Source organism: Mycolicibacterium nivoides, assembly GCF_003855255.1.
Lineage (GTDB): Bacteria > Actinomycetota > Actinomycetes > Mycobacteriales > Mycobacteriaceae > Mycobacterium > Mycobacterium nivoides.
This window is the reverse complement of sequence record NZ_CP034072.1, coordinates 1,340,596-1,357,005: the sequence shown is the minus strand read 5'-3', so window position 1 is coordinate 1,357,005 and position 16,410 is coordinate 1,340,596. Positions and strand designations below refer to the sequence as shown.

Annotated in this window: 15 protein-coding genes and 1 tRNA gene; 7 read left to right on the top strand and 9 right to left on the bottom strand. The window is 66.3% G+C overall.

The genetic code is table 11. The features are described from left to right. Positions 1–14: 14 nt before the first annotated feature. From EH231_RS06430 to EH231_RS06410, 5 genes are read right to left on the bottom strand one after another with little or no spacing between them, the layout of a single operon-like run. On the bottom strand, positions 15–851 hold the full coding sequence (locus EH231_RS06430; protein WP_090431151.1) for an Rv2133c family protein: 837 nt from the start codon (positions 849–851) through the stop codon (positions 15–17). Further along, positions 835–1,422 carry an Rv2134c family protein gene (locus tag EH231_RS06425; protein ID WP_090431153.1) on the bottom strand — a complete coding sequence of 196 codons (588 nt, stop codon included), beginning with the start codon at positions 1,420–1,422 and terminating at the stop codon, positions 835–837. The genes EH231_RS06430 and EH231_RS06425 overlap by 17 nt, the downstream gene beginning before the upstream one ends. 35 nt (positions 1,423–1,457) lie before the next feature. Beyond that, positions 1,458–2,129: a histidine phosphatase family protein gene (locus tag EH231_RS06420; RefSeq protein WP_090431155.1), complete on the bottom strand. Its 672-nt coding sequence runs from the start codon at positions 2,127–2,129 to the stop codon at positions 1,458–1,460. A gap of 39 nt (positions 2,130–2,168) precedes the next feature. Further along, positions 2,169–2,999: an undecaprenyl-diphosphate phosphatase gene (locus EH231_RS06415; protein ID WP_090432090.1), complete on the bottom strand. Its 831-nt coding sequence runs from the start codon at positions 2,997–2,999 to the stop codon at positions 2,169–2,171. Between the two features lie 55 nt (positions 3,000–3,054). Further along, positions 3,055–3,366, bottom strand: a complete 312-nt coding sequence (locus EH231_RS06410) for a hypothetical protein (RefSeq protein ID WP_090431157.1) — start codon at positions 3,364–3,366, stop codon at positions 3,055–3,057. Positions 3,367–3,489: 123 nt separating this feature from the next. On the opposite strand from EH231_RS06410, the gene EH231_RS06405 reads away from it, so the two are divergent. Genes EH231_RS06405 through EH231_RS06395 form a run of 3 tightly spaced genes read left to right on the top strand, consistent with a single transcriptional unit; the run spans position 3,490 to position 5,845 of the window. Further along, on the top strand, positions 3,490–4,518 hold the full coding sequence (locus tag EH231_RS06405; protein WP_124712105.1) for a YncE family protein: 1,029 nt from the start codon (positions 3,490–3,492) through the stop codon (positions 4,516–4,518). Then, positions 4,515–4,784, top strand: a complete 270-nt coding sequence (locus EH231_RS06400; RefSeq protein WP_044523793.1) for a DUF5703 family protein — start codon at positions 4,515–4,517, stop codon at positions 4,782–4,784. Before EH231_RS06405 ends, EH231_RS06400 begins: the two co-directional genes overlap by 4 nt. Beyond that, positions 4,784–5,845 carry a quinone-dependent dihydroorotate dehydrogenase gene (locus tag EH231_RS06395; protein ID WP_164481161.1) on the top strand — a complete coding sequence of 354 codons (1,062 nt, stop codon included), beginning with the start codon at positions 4,784–4,786 and terminating at the stop codon, positions 5,843–5,845. The genes EH231_RS06400 and EH231_RS06395 overlap by 1 nt, the downstream gene beginning before the upstream one ends. Before the next feature lie 104 nt (positions 5,846–5,949). Here the strand turns inward: EH231_RS06395 and EH231_RS06390 are convergent, their stop codons facing one another. Both EH231_RS06390 and EH231_RS06385 read right to left on the bottom strand, forming a co-directional pair. Beyond that, positions 5,950–6,474 carry a YbhB/YbcL family Raf kinase inhibitor-like protein gene (locus EH231_RS06390; protein ID WP_090431161.1) on the bottom strand — a complete coding sequence of 175 codons (525 nt, stop codon included), beginning with the start codon at positions 6,472–6,474 and terminating at the stop codon, positions 5,950–5,952. Between the two features lie 27 nt (positions 6,475–6,501). Continuing rightward, positions 6,502–7,845, bottom strand: coding sequence for a M20/M25/M40 family metallo-hydrolase (locus tag EH231_RS06385; protein ID WP_164480792.1), 1,344 nt, complete (start codon positions 7,843–7,845; stop codon positions 6,502–6,504). An 88-nt stretch (positions 7,846–7,933) separates the two neighbouring features. Here EH231_RS06385 and EH231_RS06380 point away from each other — a divergent pair. Further along, positions 7,934–8,019, top strand: a tRNA-Leu gene (locus EH231_RS06380). Positions 8,020–8,105: 86 nt separating this feature from the next. Here EH231_RS06380 and EH231_RS06375 read toward each other — a convergent pair. Further along, complete coding sequence (locus tag EH231_RS06375; RefSeq protein ID WP_124712103.1) at positions 8,106–9,449, bottom strand: alpha/beta fold hydrolase; 1,344 nt, start codon at positions 9,447–9,449, stop codon at positions 8,106–8,108. A gap of 15 nt (positions 9,450–9,464) precedes the next feature. After that, a complete protein-coding gene (locus EH231_RS06370) occupies positions 9,465–11,303 on the bottom strand; it encodes a S8 family peptidase (protein ID WP_241177899.1) in 1,839 nt (612 codons plus the stop codon). Between the two features lie 279 nt (positions 11,304–11,582). Between EH231_RS06370 and EH231_RS06365 the strand changes: the two genes are divergently transcribed. From EH231_RS06365 to EH231_RS06350, 3 genes are all read left to right on the top strand, one after another. After that, positions 11,583–12,008, top strand: a complete 426-nt coding sequence (locus tag EH231_RS06365; protein ID WP_241177898.1) for a peroxidase family protein — start codon at positions 11,583–11,585, stop codon at positions 12,006–12,008. 953 nt (positions 12,009–12,961) lie between these two features. After that, positions 12,962–13,708 carry an alpha/beta fold hydrolase gene (locus EH231_RS06355; RefSeq protein ID WP_124712101.1) on the top strand — a complete coding sequence of 249 codons (747 nt, stop codon included), beginning with the start codon at positions 12,962–12,964 and terminating at the stop codon, positions 13,706–13,708. Positions 13,709–13,781: 73 nt separating this feature from the next. Beyond that, on the top strand, positions 13,782–15,629 hold the full coding sequence (locus EH231_RS06350; protein ID WP_124712100.1) for a serine/threonine-protein kinase: 1,848 nt from the start codon (positions 13,782–13,784) through the stop codon (positions 15,627–15,629). Positions 15,630–16,410 lie beyond the last annotated feature (781 nt).

Below are 16,410 nucleotides of genomic sequence, written 5' to 3'. Positions count from 1 at the left end.
TTCGGGCGCTCCCGCTAGAAGGCAGGCCATGGGATCGGCCGGTGCCGATCAGGTGTCGGCATCACCGGATTGCTCAGTAGCCCAACAATTCTGGACCTCAACGCGGCGATCTCGACTTCGGTTATGTGCGCACACAGCTGCTCGGCCAAGTCGCCGAACCCGGCGCGCAGCGCCGCGACATCGGCCAGGGTTTCGTCGTCGACGGGCTTGCCGGCCCAGCCCCACAACACGGTCCGCAGTTTGTCCTCGACGTGCAGGCTCACCCCGTGGTCAACGCCGTACACGGCCCCGTCCAGGCCGGCCAGGATGTGCCCGCCCTTGCGGTCGGCGTTGTTGATCAGCACGTCGAACACCGCCATCCGGAACAGCCGGGGATCGTCGGCGTGCACCAGCGTCACCTCGTCGCCGGCGTAGTCGTAGGCCTGCAGGATCGGCAGGAATCCGGGCGGCAGGTGCCCGGCAGGCAGCAGGTCGACCAGATCGGGGCCGGAATCCGGCTCGTCCCCCACCTGGTCCCCGGGCTGATCCACCCACAGCTGCAGCATGCCCGGACCGGCGGGACCGTCACGAATAATGGTGCGAGGCACGATATTCCAGCCCAATGCGGCCGACACCAGATAGGCGCTCAGCTCGCGGCCGGCCAATGTTCCGTCCGGGAAGTCCCACAGCGGCGCCTCGCCCCGGATCGGCTTGTACACGCAATGGACCTGCTGCTCACCGGAGGTCGCCTCACACAGGAAGGTGGCGTTGCTGGCCGATCGGATCCGGCCGATCACCGTCAGTTCACCGTCGGCCAGGACCTCGCCATCGGTTCTGGGCCGGTCCGGGGTTCCGTCAGGATTCTGTGTCATCTTCGGACCCGGCCACCTCACCACGGCGATAACCGTTGGTACGCACACAGATGTGACCGTCGGGGTCCAGCGGCTCATCGCACAGCGGGCACGGCGGGCGTCCGGCCGAGATCACCCGGTTGGACCGGGTGGCGAACTCCCGGGCCGATTCCGGGGTGAGGAACACCCGCACGGCGTCGGGCCCTTCCTCGGCGTCGTCGAGGACCACCGAGGCGTCGAACTCGCCTTCGGAGACCGCGAGCAGCTCCACCACGACGGTCTGCGCCTCCGAATCCCAGCCCAGTCCCATCGTCCCGACGCGGAACTCGGCGTCGACCGGGGTAACCAGGGGCAGCAGATCATTCACCTCACCGGTGTCCGGCGGGATCGGTGTGCCGAAGCGGCGGTTGATCTCGGTCAACAGGGCGGCGATGCGCTCGGCCAGCACTGCGACCTGCTGCTTTTCCAGGATCACCGAGATCACCCGTTTGTCGTGGACAGCCTGCAGGTAGAACGTCCTGTTACCGGGTTGGCCGACGGTCCCGGCCACAAAACGGTCGGGAGTGCGGAAAACATGAATTGCGCGGGCCATGGCACCTTCCAAAATACCGGTAGCGGTACCGCGGGTCAGTTGGTGGACCCACCCACCACAGCGTCGGTGGCGGGTTTCGCCGCCAGCCCAGCGCTCAACTGCGCACCGGTGTGGTTGATATGCATCACGAATGGGCGGAAGTCGGTGTAGCGGATGACGCTCATCGACGCCGGGTCAGCGGTGATCCGCTGGAATCCGTCCAGGTGCACGCCCAGTGCATCGGCCAGCACCGCCTTGATCACGTCTCCGTGTGTGCAGGCCACCCACAAGACGTCGGCGCCATGCTCTTCGGCCAATGCGCGGTCACGCTCCCGCACCGCGGCGACCGCACGGGCCTGGACCTGGGCCAGGCCCTCGCCCTCGGGAAACACCGCCGCACTGGGCTGCTGCTGCACCACTGCCCACAGCGGCTCCTTGACCAGCTCGCCGATCGCACGGCCGGTCCAGCTGCCGTAGTCGACCTCGGTGAGCCGGTCGTCGACGATCGGCTGCAGCGCGAGCGCCTCGGCCAGCGGTGCCACCGTGCGCACGCAGCGCAGCAGCGGCGAGTGCACGATCGCGGTCACCGGCAGCTCGCCGATGCGCGCGACCAGGCCGGCGGCCTGTTCGGCACCACGCTCGTCGAGGTCGACGCCCTCGCTGCGGCCGGCCAGGGTATGCGCGGTGTTCGATGTCGATCGGCCGTGCCGGAGCAGGATCACCGTCATTTGTCAGTCCTCATCGCGAGCCCTCTCCTCTGGCCTCGATCATTGCGCGGCAACCACGCCGGTACCCAGTAGCGCCAGCACCACCGCGCCCAGCACCACCCGGTAGCCGACGAACCAGTACATGCTGTGCGACACCAGGAATTTCAGGAACCACGCGATGGCCGCGAAGCCTACGACGAACGCGATCACGGTGGCCACCAGCAGTTGGGCTCCGCTGGCGCTCATCCCCTCCCCGACCGGGTGGAAGGCATCGGGCAGGGAGAAGATGCCCGAGGCGAACACGGCGGGGATCGCCAGCAGGAAACCGAACCGGGCGGCCAGCTCGCGCTCCATGCCCAGGAACAGGCCGGCGCTGATGGTCGCGCCCGAGCGGGAGACCCCGGGTACCAGGGCCAGACACTGGGCGAGGCCGACGATGATGCTGTCGCGCCAGGTCAGCTGCTCGACGCGACGAGTCTGCCTGCCGTAGTACTCGGCCGCGGCGATCACCGCCGAGAACACGATGAGCGCCGAGGCCACCAGCCACAGATTGCGTGCGCCGGTACGGATTTCGTCCTTGAACAGCAGCCCGAACACACCGATCGGAATGCTGCCGATGATCACCCACCAGCCCAGCCAGTAGTCCGCGGACCGGTGCGCCGCGTTGAACAACCCGCTGAACCAGGCCTTGATGATGCGGCCGATATCGCGGGCGAAGTAGACCAGCACCGCGAGCTCGGTTCCAAGCTGGGTGACCGCTGTGAACGAGGCGCCGGCGTCGTCGTCGAAGAACACCCGCGAGGTGATCGCGAGGTGTCCCGAGGACGAGACCGGCAGAAACTCGGTGAGCCCCTGGACAATCGACAACACAACCACTTGCAGCCAGGACATGGCACCGACGTCAGTCACGACGACGACCGTACCGTGACGACCTGGCTGCGATGCGTCAGCGACTGATGCGCGAAACCGGCTGCGCGCCGGCGACCGCGTCACGGACAGTTGCCGACAGACTGCGTTCGTCAGTCAGGTCGATATCGGTCAGTTTGCGGGTGGCCACGGCCACCACATCGTCCTCGACGGGCACGGGCCCGGACAGCCGGGGACGGTAGATCTCGATCATCAGCTGCTGGCGCTCGATGTGGAACGAAAAACTCCGGCCGTCGCCAACTTGGCCAAACCCACTGGCGTGTACACCAGTGGAAATATCCTCCATAGCAAACTCTCGGTTACACAGTTCCCGGTCTGCGGCGAGGGTCATGATCGAACCATACCTCCACTTATGCCGCGGTGGTTGCAGACGCGACCAATTCCGGCCGATGGCCATGCCTAGACTGGATTCCTGCACCTCACCGACCATCCGTTCCCGATCGAGAGCCATCCGTTGCGCCCAATTCTCGCAGGTCAGCCAGTTCGCGCCGGCCTCATCGCGCTGGCCCTGCTGCTCACCGCGGGCTGCACGTCCAACCCCGCCGATGCCCCGCCGCCCACCATCGAGCCCGCTCAGGCCGCTGTTTCGCCCCCGGTCGCGGCCACCCCGGACGGCGAGATCCGGCAACTGCCCGGGCATGCCGAGACCGCGGTCTTCGACCCAGCAACCGGCACCCTGGCCGTCCTGACGCCCGGGTCCGAAGGGCTCTCGACCCTGAGCCTGCTGACCGGCAGCCGGCCCCCGCGCGAGGTGCACCTGACCCCCGCGGCCACCGCGTTGAGCGTCGACAGCCGCGGTGACATCCTGGCCGCCACGCTCGGCGGATACTTCCGCGTGAGCATCGCCGAGGCCAAGGCCAGCAAAATCGAGGTGGACGGCGCCCAGGGCGTGGAATTCACCGCGATCGCGCAGCGCGCCGACGGCAACTCGGTGCTGGGCACCGCCGACGGAGCTGTTTACACAATGGCCGGTGACCACGCCGTGGCCGCCCGGCTCAAGATCTTCGCCCGCGTGGATTCTCTTGTCACACAAGGAAATAACGCCGTGGTTCTGGATCGCGGACAAACCTCGGTAACAGCCGTCAACCCCAACGGAACAAAAGCCGCACAGGCCCTGCGGGCCGGCGAAGGCGCCACCACCATGGCCGCCGACACCCGGGGCCGGGTACTGGTCGCCGACACCCGCGGCGGCGAGCTACTGGTGTTCGGCGCGGACCCGTTGATCATGCGCCAGCGCTACCCGGTGCCCGCCGCCCCCTACGGCCTGGCGGGATCCGCCGAGCTGGCCTGGGTGTCGCAGACCGCGGCCAACACCGTGATTGGTTACGATCTCTCCACCGGCATACCGGTGGAAAAGGTGCGTTATCGAACCGTGCAGCAACCGAACTCCCTGGCCTACGACGACAAGACCGACACCCTCTACGTGGTGTCGGGCTCGGGAGCCGGTGTGCAGGTGATCCGCACCGCGTCGGGCCGCCGATGACCACCATCCAGCAGGGCCGCATGCCTCCCGGATGGGACAAGGTCGTCGCCGAGGATCTTTCCGAGGAATACGACTGGATACCGCTGCGGCTACCGCCGGATGTCACCAGGATCAGCGCCTCGATCCGCTTGTCGATCGAGGCCGAGTACCGCGGCTGGGAACTCACCCGGGTGCGGGCCTACACAGATGGGAGCCGACGGGTGCTTTTGCGCCGCAAGAAGTCCGCGTCATCCATGCCGGGCACACCCCAGGCGCCTTCGCTGTGATCTATGCGGCTCTGCGGCGGGCGCTGTTCCTGGTGCCCCCGGAACGAATTCACCTGTGGGTGTTCGCCCTGCTGCGCACCGCCACCGGTCCCGCGGTCCTGCGCCGGGCGCTGGCGCGCCGGCTGGCGCCCACCGATCCGGTCCTGGCCAGCACGGTGTTCGGGGTCCGGTTCCCCGGCCCCATGGGTCTGGCCGCCGGTTTCGACAAGGACGGTCGCGGCCTGGAGACCTGGGGCGCGCTGGGCTTCGGATATGCCGAGGTCGGCACCGTCACCGCGCAACCGCAACCGGGGAATCCCGAGCCCCGGCTGTTCCGGCTGCCCGAGGACCATGCGCTGCTCAACCGGATGGGCTTCAACAACGAAGGCGCGGGGGCGCTGGCGATCCGGCTGGCCCGGCACACCCCCGACGTACCGATCGGGGTCAACATCGGCAAGACCAAGCTGACCCCACCCGAGGACGCGGTGGCCGACTACGCCGAGAGCACCCGGCTGGTGAGTGCGCTGGCCGCCTACGTCGTCGTCAACGTCAGCTCCCCCAACACTCCGGGTCTACGGGACCTGCAGGCCGTGGAATCGCTGCGGCCGATCCTTGCCGCGGTCAAGGCCGAGACGAACAAGCCCGTGCTCGTCAAGATCGCTCCCGATCTCTCCGACGGCGATATCGATGAAATCGCGGACCTGGCAGTCGAATTGGAGTTGGCCGGAATCGTGGCCACCAACACCACGGTGTCCCGGGAGGGGCTGGCCACACTCGGTGTCGCCGACCTTGGCACCGGCGGGATCTCGGGGCGCCCGGTGGCACACCGGTCCCTGCAGGTGCTGCGGCAGTTGTACTCCCGCGTGGGCGACAAGCTCGTGCTGATCAGCGCCGGCGGCATCGAAACCGCGGACGACGCGTGGGAGCGGATCACCGCCGGAGCCACCCTGCTGCAGGGCTACACGGGATTCATCTACGGCGGCGGACTGTGGGCCAAAGAAATCCACGACGGCATCGCCCAGCGGCTGCACGCAGGCGGGTTCGCGTCGCTGAGCGACGCGGTCGGTTCAGCTGCCCGCTGAGCCGAGCACACCAACCTCTGCGCGAGCGACCGCGAAGGTACGCAATTTCGCGGCATGTCGCGTACAGACACGGTCGCTCGCGCGGTGAGGTGGGTGCTGAGGAGCTACTTCTGCTCGTAGGTGCCGTGGATGACGGCGCGAGCGATGGCCTGACCGAACAGGTTGAAGCCCAGATAGGCAGGGGTGGCACCCTCGGGCAGCTCCAGTGACTCCACCGGCAGGGCGTGCACCGCGATGTAGTACCGGTGCGGGCCGTGGCCGGCCGGCGGGGCCGCACCGATGAAGCGCTTCAGGCTCGCGTCGTTGGCCAGCGTGACGGCCCCACCGGGCAGCTCGCCGCCGTCACCGGCGCCGGCGGGCAACTCGGTCACCGTGGCGGGCAGATCGGCCACCGCCCAATGCCAGAACCCCGAGGCGGTCGGTGCGTCCGGGTCGTAGACCGTGACGGCGAAACTCTTGGTCTCGGCCGGGAATCCCGACCAGCTCAGCTGCGGCGAGATGTCCGACCCGCCGGCTCCCATGATCCCGCTGACCTGATCGTTGGCCAGCGGCTGCCCGTCGGTGACCGATTCGGAGGTCAAGGTGAACGTCGGCAGCTTCGGCAGGCTGTCGTACGGAGATGTGCTCATGGTTCCCTCTCGTCGTGACTCGTGCGGTCAGCAGTTCCGCAGAAAGTGTTCCAGAACGCCCGCCCCGAACTGCAGCGCGTCCACCGGCACCCGCTCATCGACGCCGTGGAACAACGCCGCGAAGTCCAGCTCCGGGGGCAGGCGCAGCGGCGCGAACCCGAAGCACCGAATCCCCAAGCGGACAAACGCTTTCGCATCGGTGCCGCCCGACATCATGTAGGGCACCGTTCGGGCGTCGGGGTCGACGGCCAGGATCGCGGCGTTCATCGCGTCCACCAGATCGCCGTCGAACGTGGTTTCCACGCTGGGCAGGTCGCGCTCCCAGGTGCGGGTGATGTTGGGCCCGAGCAGCGCATCGAGCTCGCGCTCGAAGGCCTCCTTGCGGCCCGGCAGGACGCGGCAGTCGACCATGGCCTCGGCCGTGGCCGGGATGACGTTGGCTTTGTAGCCGGCCTTGAGCATGGTGGGGTTGGCGGTGTCGCGCAGGGTCGCGCCGACGATCCGCGCGATACCTCCCAGTTTGGCGATGGAGCCTTCCAGATCCGGCGAGTTCGGGTCGAGGTCATAGCCCGTCTCTTCTGAGACCGCTGTCAGGAACTGCTCCACCGACTCGCTGAGCACCAGCGGGAACTGATGCCGGCCCAGCTTCGCGACGGCGTCGGCGATCTCGGTGACGGCGTTGTCGTCGTGCACCATCGAGCCGTGCCCGGCCCGGCCCCGCGCGGTCAGCCGCATCCAGGACAGGCCCTTCTCGGCCGTCTCGATGAGATACAGACGCTTCTCACCGCCGTCCTTCGTCGGGACGGTCAGCGAGAAGCCACCGACCTCGCCGATGGCCTCGGTGACGCCGTCGAACAGGTCGGGGCGATTGTCGACAAGCCACTGGCAGCCGTAAGTGCCGCCGTGCTCCTCGTCGGAGACGAAGGCGAAGACCAGGTCCCTGGGCGGTGTGATGTTGTTGCGCTTGAGGTGACGTGCGACGGCGATCATCATGCCGCACATGTCCTTCATGTCGACCGCGCCGCGACCCCAGACATAGCCGTCCTTGATCGCGCCGGAGAACGGGTGCACGCTCCAGTCCGCGGGCTCGGCGGGGACGACATCGAGGTGCCCGTGGATCATCAGCGCGCCACGGGACGGGTCGGCGCCGGGCAACCTGGCGAAGACATTGCCGCGGCCCGGGGCGCCGGCCTCCACGTATTCGGTGGTGTAGCCGACCTCACGCAGCCGGTCGGCGACCCATTCCGCGCAGTCCGCCTCGGGCTTGGTGGTCGCCGGATCGCCGGTGTTGGAAGTGTCGAATCGGATGAGCACGCTGACGAGATCGACCACCTCGTCGGCGCTGGAGGCGGGGGCAGTCACAAGGTCCATTGGTACCACCGATTCGCTCCGGGACGCCGGTTTGGGTCTGGGGCACCCAATCCGTTAGCCTTAAGCGCCCAGCCCGAGCGGCTGGCAGGTCCGAGTGGCGGAATGGCAGACGCGCTAGCTTGAGGTGCTAGTGCCCTATTAACGGGCGTGGGGGTTCAAGTCCCCCCTCGGACACAAGACAGAAGCGAGAGAATTGGACGCTCGCGTTCATTTCCGATCAGACTGAGTGTGTTGAGCGGCGAAGCCGCGATCACACACAATCAAGCCGGGTTCAATTTCCCGGCGGCGACGGCAACCCAGGTCAATTCCTCGTGGAAGATGTCGCTGTGCGCCCCTGAAGGGCTCTTGTCCTCGATCACCACTTCCGACGAATTCAGGTTCAGGATCTGACCGGGCTGGAACGGGTAGCTCGTCCCCTTGGCACCCAGGCTCTGGGTTTGAGACTGGTAGGCCCCGTGCGAGCCCATGGCCCGCCAGCGGAACAGCGGGTCTTCGGCAGCGGCCGCATCTTCGCCCGCCGCGGCCGATGCCAGCGGATAGAACGTCCCCAGTGCCCGGTCATGGCTGGAGAAGCAGACCGTCAGCGGGCCGTCGATGCGGTCGAGCAGACCGGTCAGCTCACCGGCTCCCTTCCGGAACGGCAATCGTTCGGTGAAGCTGAACCGGGAGTACGCCCCCTGCAACAGGGTCACCGCCTTGACCGGTGAAGGCTGGACGTCGCTCATCCCGGCAAGGGCATAAGACACCACCCTGGCCCCGAAGCTGTGTCCGACCAGATGAATCCGCAGGTCGGGGAATTCGGCGTGCAGCTGATCGATGACGGGGCCCAGCCCCTTGCGCCCCACCACGCCGGCGCGGTTTTTCATCTTCCAGTAGCTGAGCTGGCGCAGCGCCTCCTTGGCACCGTGCCACAGCCGGCCAACAAAATCGCCCAGGCCGGCCGCTCCCCCGCCCTCGTCGTCGAATTCCACACCGGCCGAGGCCAATTCGTCGGCGAAGGTGGTGAACAGCTTCTCCGGGTCCTGATCCGGCGCAAGCATCCCGGGCCCTTGGTCGGGGGCATCGCCTTCACCGTCATTGAACCCGGTCTGAGTGGCGGCGCTGAACGCGCGCAACGCATCGAGCAACTCCGGCACGCGTTCGGTGGTGGGCGGGGCGGCGAGCAGGGCGGCGATGGTGTCCAGCTGGTCCTTGCCGCCGGGGAACATCTCCTTGAGCTCGTCGAGCTGGGCCGGATCGATGGTCACCGGCCCGGCGGGCATGGTGACCGCGTCGCCCAGCGCGGCCGCGCCCCCGCCGTCGTGTGCCGCCGGTTCGCGGAAATCCGGGATCGGCTCGTCGCGCCAGAGCTGAGACGGCCACCGCAGCCCGACGAAGCCGACCGTGCGAGCCGGGTCCAGTTGCGGTGCCAATATCTCGAACCACCGGTCGTACAACGACGTCGCAGCCGCCTCGTCGTTGTTCCAGCCGTGGGAGAAGATGATCAGATCGGTCAGCCCCGCGGCGCCGATCCGGTTCTTGAGATCGGCCAGCACAGCCGGATCGGGATCGCCCTCGGCATCGAACACCAGGCGCCAGATCCGTTCCGCCACATCGTTGGTCATCGGATTCCTTTCAGGTCAGACGGATTGCAGTGCACGCATGAGATCCAGCAGACCGCTGCCCTGGAATGCCGGGTCCCGATTCAGCGAGGTCGCCGATTCGACGAAGATGCGTTTGATGGCCTCGGGTTCGCTGACGAACTCGCGCTGCACCGACAGGAACGCCGCGATCGCGCCGGACACGTGTGGCGCGGCCATGCTGGTACCGCTTTCCTCGATGTACACGGGCACGTCATCGGCCACCTCGATCTGGTTGGTGACCTTCTCCCGGCGGCTGCCGGCCGCCGCCGAGGTGATGCGTTCACCAGGTGCGACCAGGTCGGGCTTGCGCCGCCCGTCCCCGGTCGGACCGCGCGAGGAGAAGTACGAGACGCCGAAGGTGTGCGGCGAACTCCGATGGGTGGAACCCACGGTGATCGCGCTCTCGGTGTTTCCCGGGTCGTTGATCGTCATGTCGGCGGTGAATTTCACCGAATCCTTGCTGAACGCCGTATTCAGCGACACATAGCCGGAATTGCCCGCGGCCACGACCACCACCACCCCGGAGCGCACGGTCTTGTCGACCTCGATGCACATCGGGCTCTGCCCGCAGGCGTACCACTCGGCGTCGAACTCGTAGCCGAGGCTGAGGTTCACGCCGTGTATCCGGGGCACCCGCTCACTGCCGGCGTTCAGCTTCCGGACGTAGGCCAGGGCCTGCATCACCCGGCTCACTCGGGATGCGTCGTCCCCGGGTCCGAGCACCTTCAGGCTCACCAATTTGGCCTTCGGCGCCATACCCGCCAACCGCGACGGATCCGACACCGTGCGCGGCGCGGTGATCGGATCACCGCCGAACTCGGGATCGTTGAGCCGCTTCTCGACCACCACGATGTCCTCGGGCTTACGGTCCACCAAACCACCGGCGATGATCCCGGCCACGTGCGTGCCGTGTCCGTCGGTGTCGGTCAGCGGGGCGTCGCCGCCGGTGAAGTCGTGGTGCAGATCTGCCACCGACGGATCGCGCAGGTTCTGGTAGGCGTCGAAGTGCGCGTGCTTCTCATCGATGCCGGAATCCACCACAGCCCAGACGATTCCGTCGCCGAAGCTGTCGAACGATCGCTGGGCGGCGATGGCCTTGATGGTGGTCGAGGAGGCATCGATCTGCGGGTGCACCTCGAAGTCCGGCCAGATCCGGTAGATCGCGCGCTGCGGCCAGGCCTGCGGAACGGCATCGGCGGACACGATCGATTTGATCTGGTCGGGCGTGAGATCCCCGGCAATGAACTGATCGGCCAACGGCACCGGGGTGCCCGGCGCGCGGACCAGTGTCCACAGCCCCTCGACCCGTTCGATCGCGGCAGCCACCGACGGCTGGAAGGTCAAGTTGAGCTCGATCATGATCGGTATCGGAGTGTCGTTGCTCTCCTGCGCCATCGCCGTGCGCAGCGGCGGTGTCACGACACCGGCCAGGACAGGGTCTCGCTTGGGGGGTTCTGAAGTTCCGACCTGCGTTACCGGGGTGGGCTCGCGCGAGGGAGCCGCGGTCCGCACCGCCGGCGTGGGCGGGGCCTCGGCCCGTACGCGGGCATCCGCGACGGCGTCAGCGCCCGCCTTGGTCAGTTGCACGACTGGGCTCTTCGCCACCCTCGGGGCGATCAGTTTTCGCCTGCGCAGTGCGGTGACCGCTTCTCGAACACGGTTGTGCCAGTACGGGTTGTCGTTCTCGTATTGCCGGTCGCGTTCGTCGAACTGCGACGCGAACGTGGCGGCGACCGTCTCGGTCAACAACGTCAGATCCACGGGTTTCGGGGACCCCTCCAGATCCCCCAACGCAACCAGCACCCGATCTGCCCAGACTTCCCCAGTTGAACTCACCGCGCTCCTCGGCATGATCCGCCACCCCAGGTTTTCCTGCGTCGATTGATCGTCGCTCAGCCGGGCCGCACGTACACGCGTATTCGACTACTCGAAACGCACACGGATCAGCAATGTCGGATCGAGTAGCCCACTACTCATGTCATTTCCGCCTCCGTGAACAACAATCGTGTACTGGGAGGCAGAAACGCACTCCGGCCGGAGGGAAACGAACGAATGGTGACCACGGCGAGACAGGCTCCAGTGTTCATCGCCGCTGCCTGGTCCCGGTCCCGATGGGTGACGGTCACATTCGCGGCCCGGATCGCCCAGTACGTCGATCAGTCGGTGGGCTGGGCCCGGCTTCCCAAAGCCATCGGCCTGGCCGTGCTGATCGGGCTGCGACACCAGCTGCGAACGTCGAATCTGTATGCCGCCGAACCTGCCCCGATCCCACCGACCGGACCCGTCGATATCGGCAACTACCTGGGTGCGCGAACCCGGGACGGTTCCTACAACGACCTGAGCGACCCCAGGATGGGTGCGGTGGGGTGCCGCTTCGGCCGCAACGTCCCACCTGAACACTCGTATCCGGAATCCGCCCAGCGGCTGCTCGATCCCAACCCGCGACTGGTCAGCCGCGCACTGCTGACCCGGGACAGCTTCCAGCCCGCGACGACGCTCAATCTCCTGGCAGCGGCATGGATTCAGTTCGACTTGACATAATGTAGCTTATCGGCACTTTGATATACAGGGCTGACACCGTGGACAGTCGCGTAGAGTCACTTTCTTCGCCCTTTGGCGGAGTCATATCCGGGAGCCTCCTGTGCCCAACCATCATCCATCTCGCTCGTGGCGCGGTTGTGCGCTGTGCAAGCCGCATAAGCGTCGTGGCGCCGGCCGTGCCGCCAAGGATCCGGTCGCAACCCGTCGGCGCCTGGGATGCACACGGCGGTACTCGCGCCGGTCGATCGGCGGCGACGGTTACTGACGCCCCTCTACCCATTCCGGCTCCACACTGCTAATTCCGTCACAGTGACGTTTTCTCGCCTGGTCCCTTGCTTGCCGATTTGATTGTGCTGCAGTCGCTTTCGGACCTCAACCAGGACTGAGAGGTCGGACGGGAAACCTCCACGTGTCATGCCGGTGATAACGCCGACGGTGAATCTCACGGCGTTGTCCACGACGGTGTAGGGACGACCGGACGGACGCGGCGGCGAACTGCGCTGTTCGTGTCCCCGATGGCCGCGCTGGCGGTCACCGCCGGCTGTCCGCACCGATCCGACCCGATCTGTCGCATTGGACGATCCTGCGACGCCACTGCCGATTCCTGCCAACATCCCACCGTTCCCGTTTCCGGGTGACCTTCCGTCGGCGCCGTTTGCCGACATCGCGCAAATTCAGTTGCCTTCTGCCATTCCTGCCATCTCCTTTTTCGAACCCGCCACAAGCCCAACAATCGTCACTGTGACGTATTCTGCTGTAGCAGAACGGTTTTCGCCAGATGTCGTCACATCAAGTTACCGCCGCCGGGCGTGACTGACGGTGACGACGTCGAGGTCCACCTCACCGAGAGGCTGAACTGAACCCGACACGCGCAGGCGTACGGAGCTCGCTTGCGCGCAGGCGGATCAAGCGAACAGGCACCTCAAGACGATGACGATGCAAGGATGACCTCCATGACTGTGGTTCTCGTGCACGGCAATCCGGAGACTGACGCGATCTGGGGTCCGCTCGTCGAGGCGCTCGGACGCGACGATGTTGTGCGCCTGTCGCCGCCAGGATTCGGTGCCCCACTCCCCGACGGCTTTTCGGCGACCTTCCTTGCCTACCGTGACTGGCTCGAAGCCGAGCTGGAGAACATCGACGAACCAGTCGATGTCGTCGGGCATGACTGGGGTGGCGGCCATGTGATGAGTGTCGTCATGCATCGACCTGAGCTGGTGCGCAGCTGGGCCACCGATGTCATCGGAGTCCTCGACCCCGACTACGTGTGGCACGACATGGCCCAGGTATGGCAGACACCCGGAGATGGTGAGGAACTCGTCGACACGATGCTGGGCGGAACCGTCGAGGACCGCGCCGCCCAGATGTTCGCGCTGGGGATACCGATCGACATCGCAACGTCGATTGCGGCGGAGCAAGGACCGGAGATGGGGCGGGCGATCCTCGCGCTATACCGTTCGGCCCGCCAACCCGCCATGGCGGAGGCCGGGCGCGCGCTGGAGAACGCTCAGGCCCGGCCGGGCCTTTCCCTGCTCGCCACCGATGATCCTTACATCGGCTCCGACGAAATTCGGCAGCGTGCTGCGACGCGGGCCGGTGCTCGCACGGAGGTGCTCGACGGCCTGGGGCATTGGTGGATGGTGCAGGACCCGGCTCGTGGCGCGGCTGCCCTCACCCGGTTCTGGGGCGGGCTCGGCTGATGCTGTTTGGCGCGTCGCCGCCCTGACGAACACCTGTTCGCGCTCGATTTGCCCTGGTTTGTAGGCTTCGAACATGCCGTTCAATGCCGGTGACGTCTTTGCCGGGTACACCATTCAGCGGCTCCTCGGCGCCGGTGGCATGGGTGAGGTCTACCTGGCCCAGCATCCTCGCCTTCCCCGTCTGGATGCACTCAAGATCCTTTCGGTGAACACCACGCGCGATGAGGAGTTCCGCGCCCGGTTCGCCCGCGAGGCAGAGCTGGCCGCAGCGTTGTGGCATCCACACATCGTCGGCGTGCACGATCGTGGTGAGTCCGACGGCCGGCTGTGGATCTCGATGGACTATGTCGAGGGCACCGACGCCAAGCATCTGATCGAGCAGCACCCGTCTGGGATGCCCTACCAGGATGTGGTGGAGATCGTGACAGCCGTCGCCGAAGCCCTCGACGTCGCGCACGAACGGAACCTGCTGCACCGCGACGTCAAACCGGCGAACATCCTGGTCACCACCCCGTCGGGAAGTGCCCGGCGACGCATACTGCTCACCGATTTCGGCATCGCCCGGGAAGCCGATGACGCGAGTGGCCTCACGGAGACCGACGTGGCCATCGGTACCGTCGCGTATGTAGCGCCCGAACAGCTCGCCGGGAAGACGCTCGATGGCCGGGCAGACCAGTACGCCCTGGCTGCGACCGCATTCCATCTCTTGACCGGCGCGGCTCTCTTCGACGACACCAATCGCATCGTCCAGGCCGGCAAACATCTCTACACACCACCGCCGCCGCTGTCCGAGCGTCGTCGCGACCTCGCCCATCTCGACGCCGTGATGGCGAAGGCACTGGCGAAGCAACCCGGCAAGCGCTATGCGCGCTGCCTGGACTTCGCGCGGGCGCTGGGGGGAAGTACGGATGTGTCGACCGCGCCCGAACCGGTGGCGAAGCGGGATACCGAGCCGACTCTCCCTGATGCCGGTCCGCACACCGCCCCGCTCGAGCTCCCCGACGACCACGAGAAGCGCAGCTCACCGGAGACCAAGCGGTTGGCCCTGCTCACGATCCTGGGCACTGCCCAAGGGGTGCAGAAGCGACCGTCCGGGCATGACGGCGAGGAAGCGGTCTGGACGTTTCGCGTGGAGCGATACGAGTCGACGGGTGAGGCGCACACTGTCGTGCCGGTCGAGCTCCGTGGCAACTCCATCACGGGAGAACTCTCCGACGGGGATGTGGTGGAGGTCAGCGGCCCCTGGGATGACCGAACGCTGTTCGCCGACTCGGTGGTCAATCATTCGGCCGGGACCCGCGGACGCCGCCGGCGCAACTCGTCTGAAGTGAGGTCAGGTAGTCGCCGCCGTGCTCTGACGTCCGGTCCCGTGCGCATCGTCTTGGTCCTGGCCGTGATCGCGATGATCGTTGCCATGTCCGTCCTTCTCATTCGCGGTTTGGGCTCGTCGTCGCACAGCGCCCCGGGGCCGATCGTGACGCCCGAGAGTGCGACGGTGTTCTCCCCCGGCGGCTCACCAGACCATCCGGATCAGGCGGGGCTGGCCATCGACGGCAACCCGGACACGTCGTGGCCCACCGACATTTACCAAGATGCTGCGCCGTTTCCTGCCTTCAAGGAAGGCGTCGGCCTGCTACTTCAGCTCCCCTCGCCGACCACATTGAGCGAGGTCACGATCGACGTGCCCAGCACCGGAACAGAGGTCCAGATTCGTGCGGCCGACAGTGCCCGCCCGAACAGCCTGTCCGACACAACCGAGCTGACGCCGACAGTGGCGTTACAACCCGGGGAAAACACCATCACCGTCGACAATCAGACGGAAACCTCCAATGTGCTGGTGTGGATTTCGAAATTGGGCACCCTCGACGGGCAGAGCCGCACCAACATTTCAGAGGTCATGCTGCGGGCCGCAGGCGATTGATGCGCGGCTGCGTGGCTCCGTTTGGCCGACGCCGCCCATATCGTGCTGATGACGTTGATCAGCCTCTCGCGTTGGCGTCCATTGGTCTTCGCTATGCCTGGGGAACTGCCGGGGGTCGTTCCTCGCAGCTTCCGTCGCGAGGATATTTCGCCTACTGCGGGCTGACGAGGCCGTATTCAACGCGGTGATTGATGGATGGCGCGACCAAATTCGCGCGGACCTGTGTTCCCAGGGCACTTCTTACAGAAAACACCGCGGTTCCATATGCTCTCCGATGGTGGCAATGTCCGCCCGTCTGCAATTCAATGCGAATACAGATCTGCCGAAATCTTAATACGTCAATTCCCCGCTGCGGGATACTCAGCGATTGCACATGAGGTCGACATACGCCGTTGTGTAGCGCACGAGATTGTTCACCCTGCCAGTCGGGCCCCGCTGCACCCAGGAATGCTTGACGTCAGTGCCCTGCCGCACGGCGGTCACCGTGCACTGGTCCATGGGTGCGTTACCGACCTTGTTGAGGATCACCCGGAATCCCTGTGCCTCTAGCTCACTGATTGTCGCTTGCGCCGATGTCTGACCTGTCGGCGCTGCCAATGCCGGCGCGGACAAGCCTAATCCCAGTGCAGCCGCAGCTGAGGCAACGACGACGCTCCCTACGATCCTGCCGCTCGGCAATGTAATTCCCTTTCCAGCTTTCGCGAAGTGCACGCCTATTCCTGCGCTCCGCCTTTGTGTTGAGTTTAGTCGCGGTTGAATATAATGCGAGGAATTCATAGGC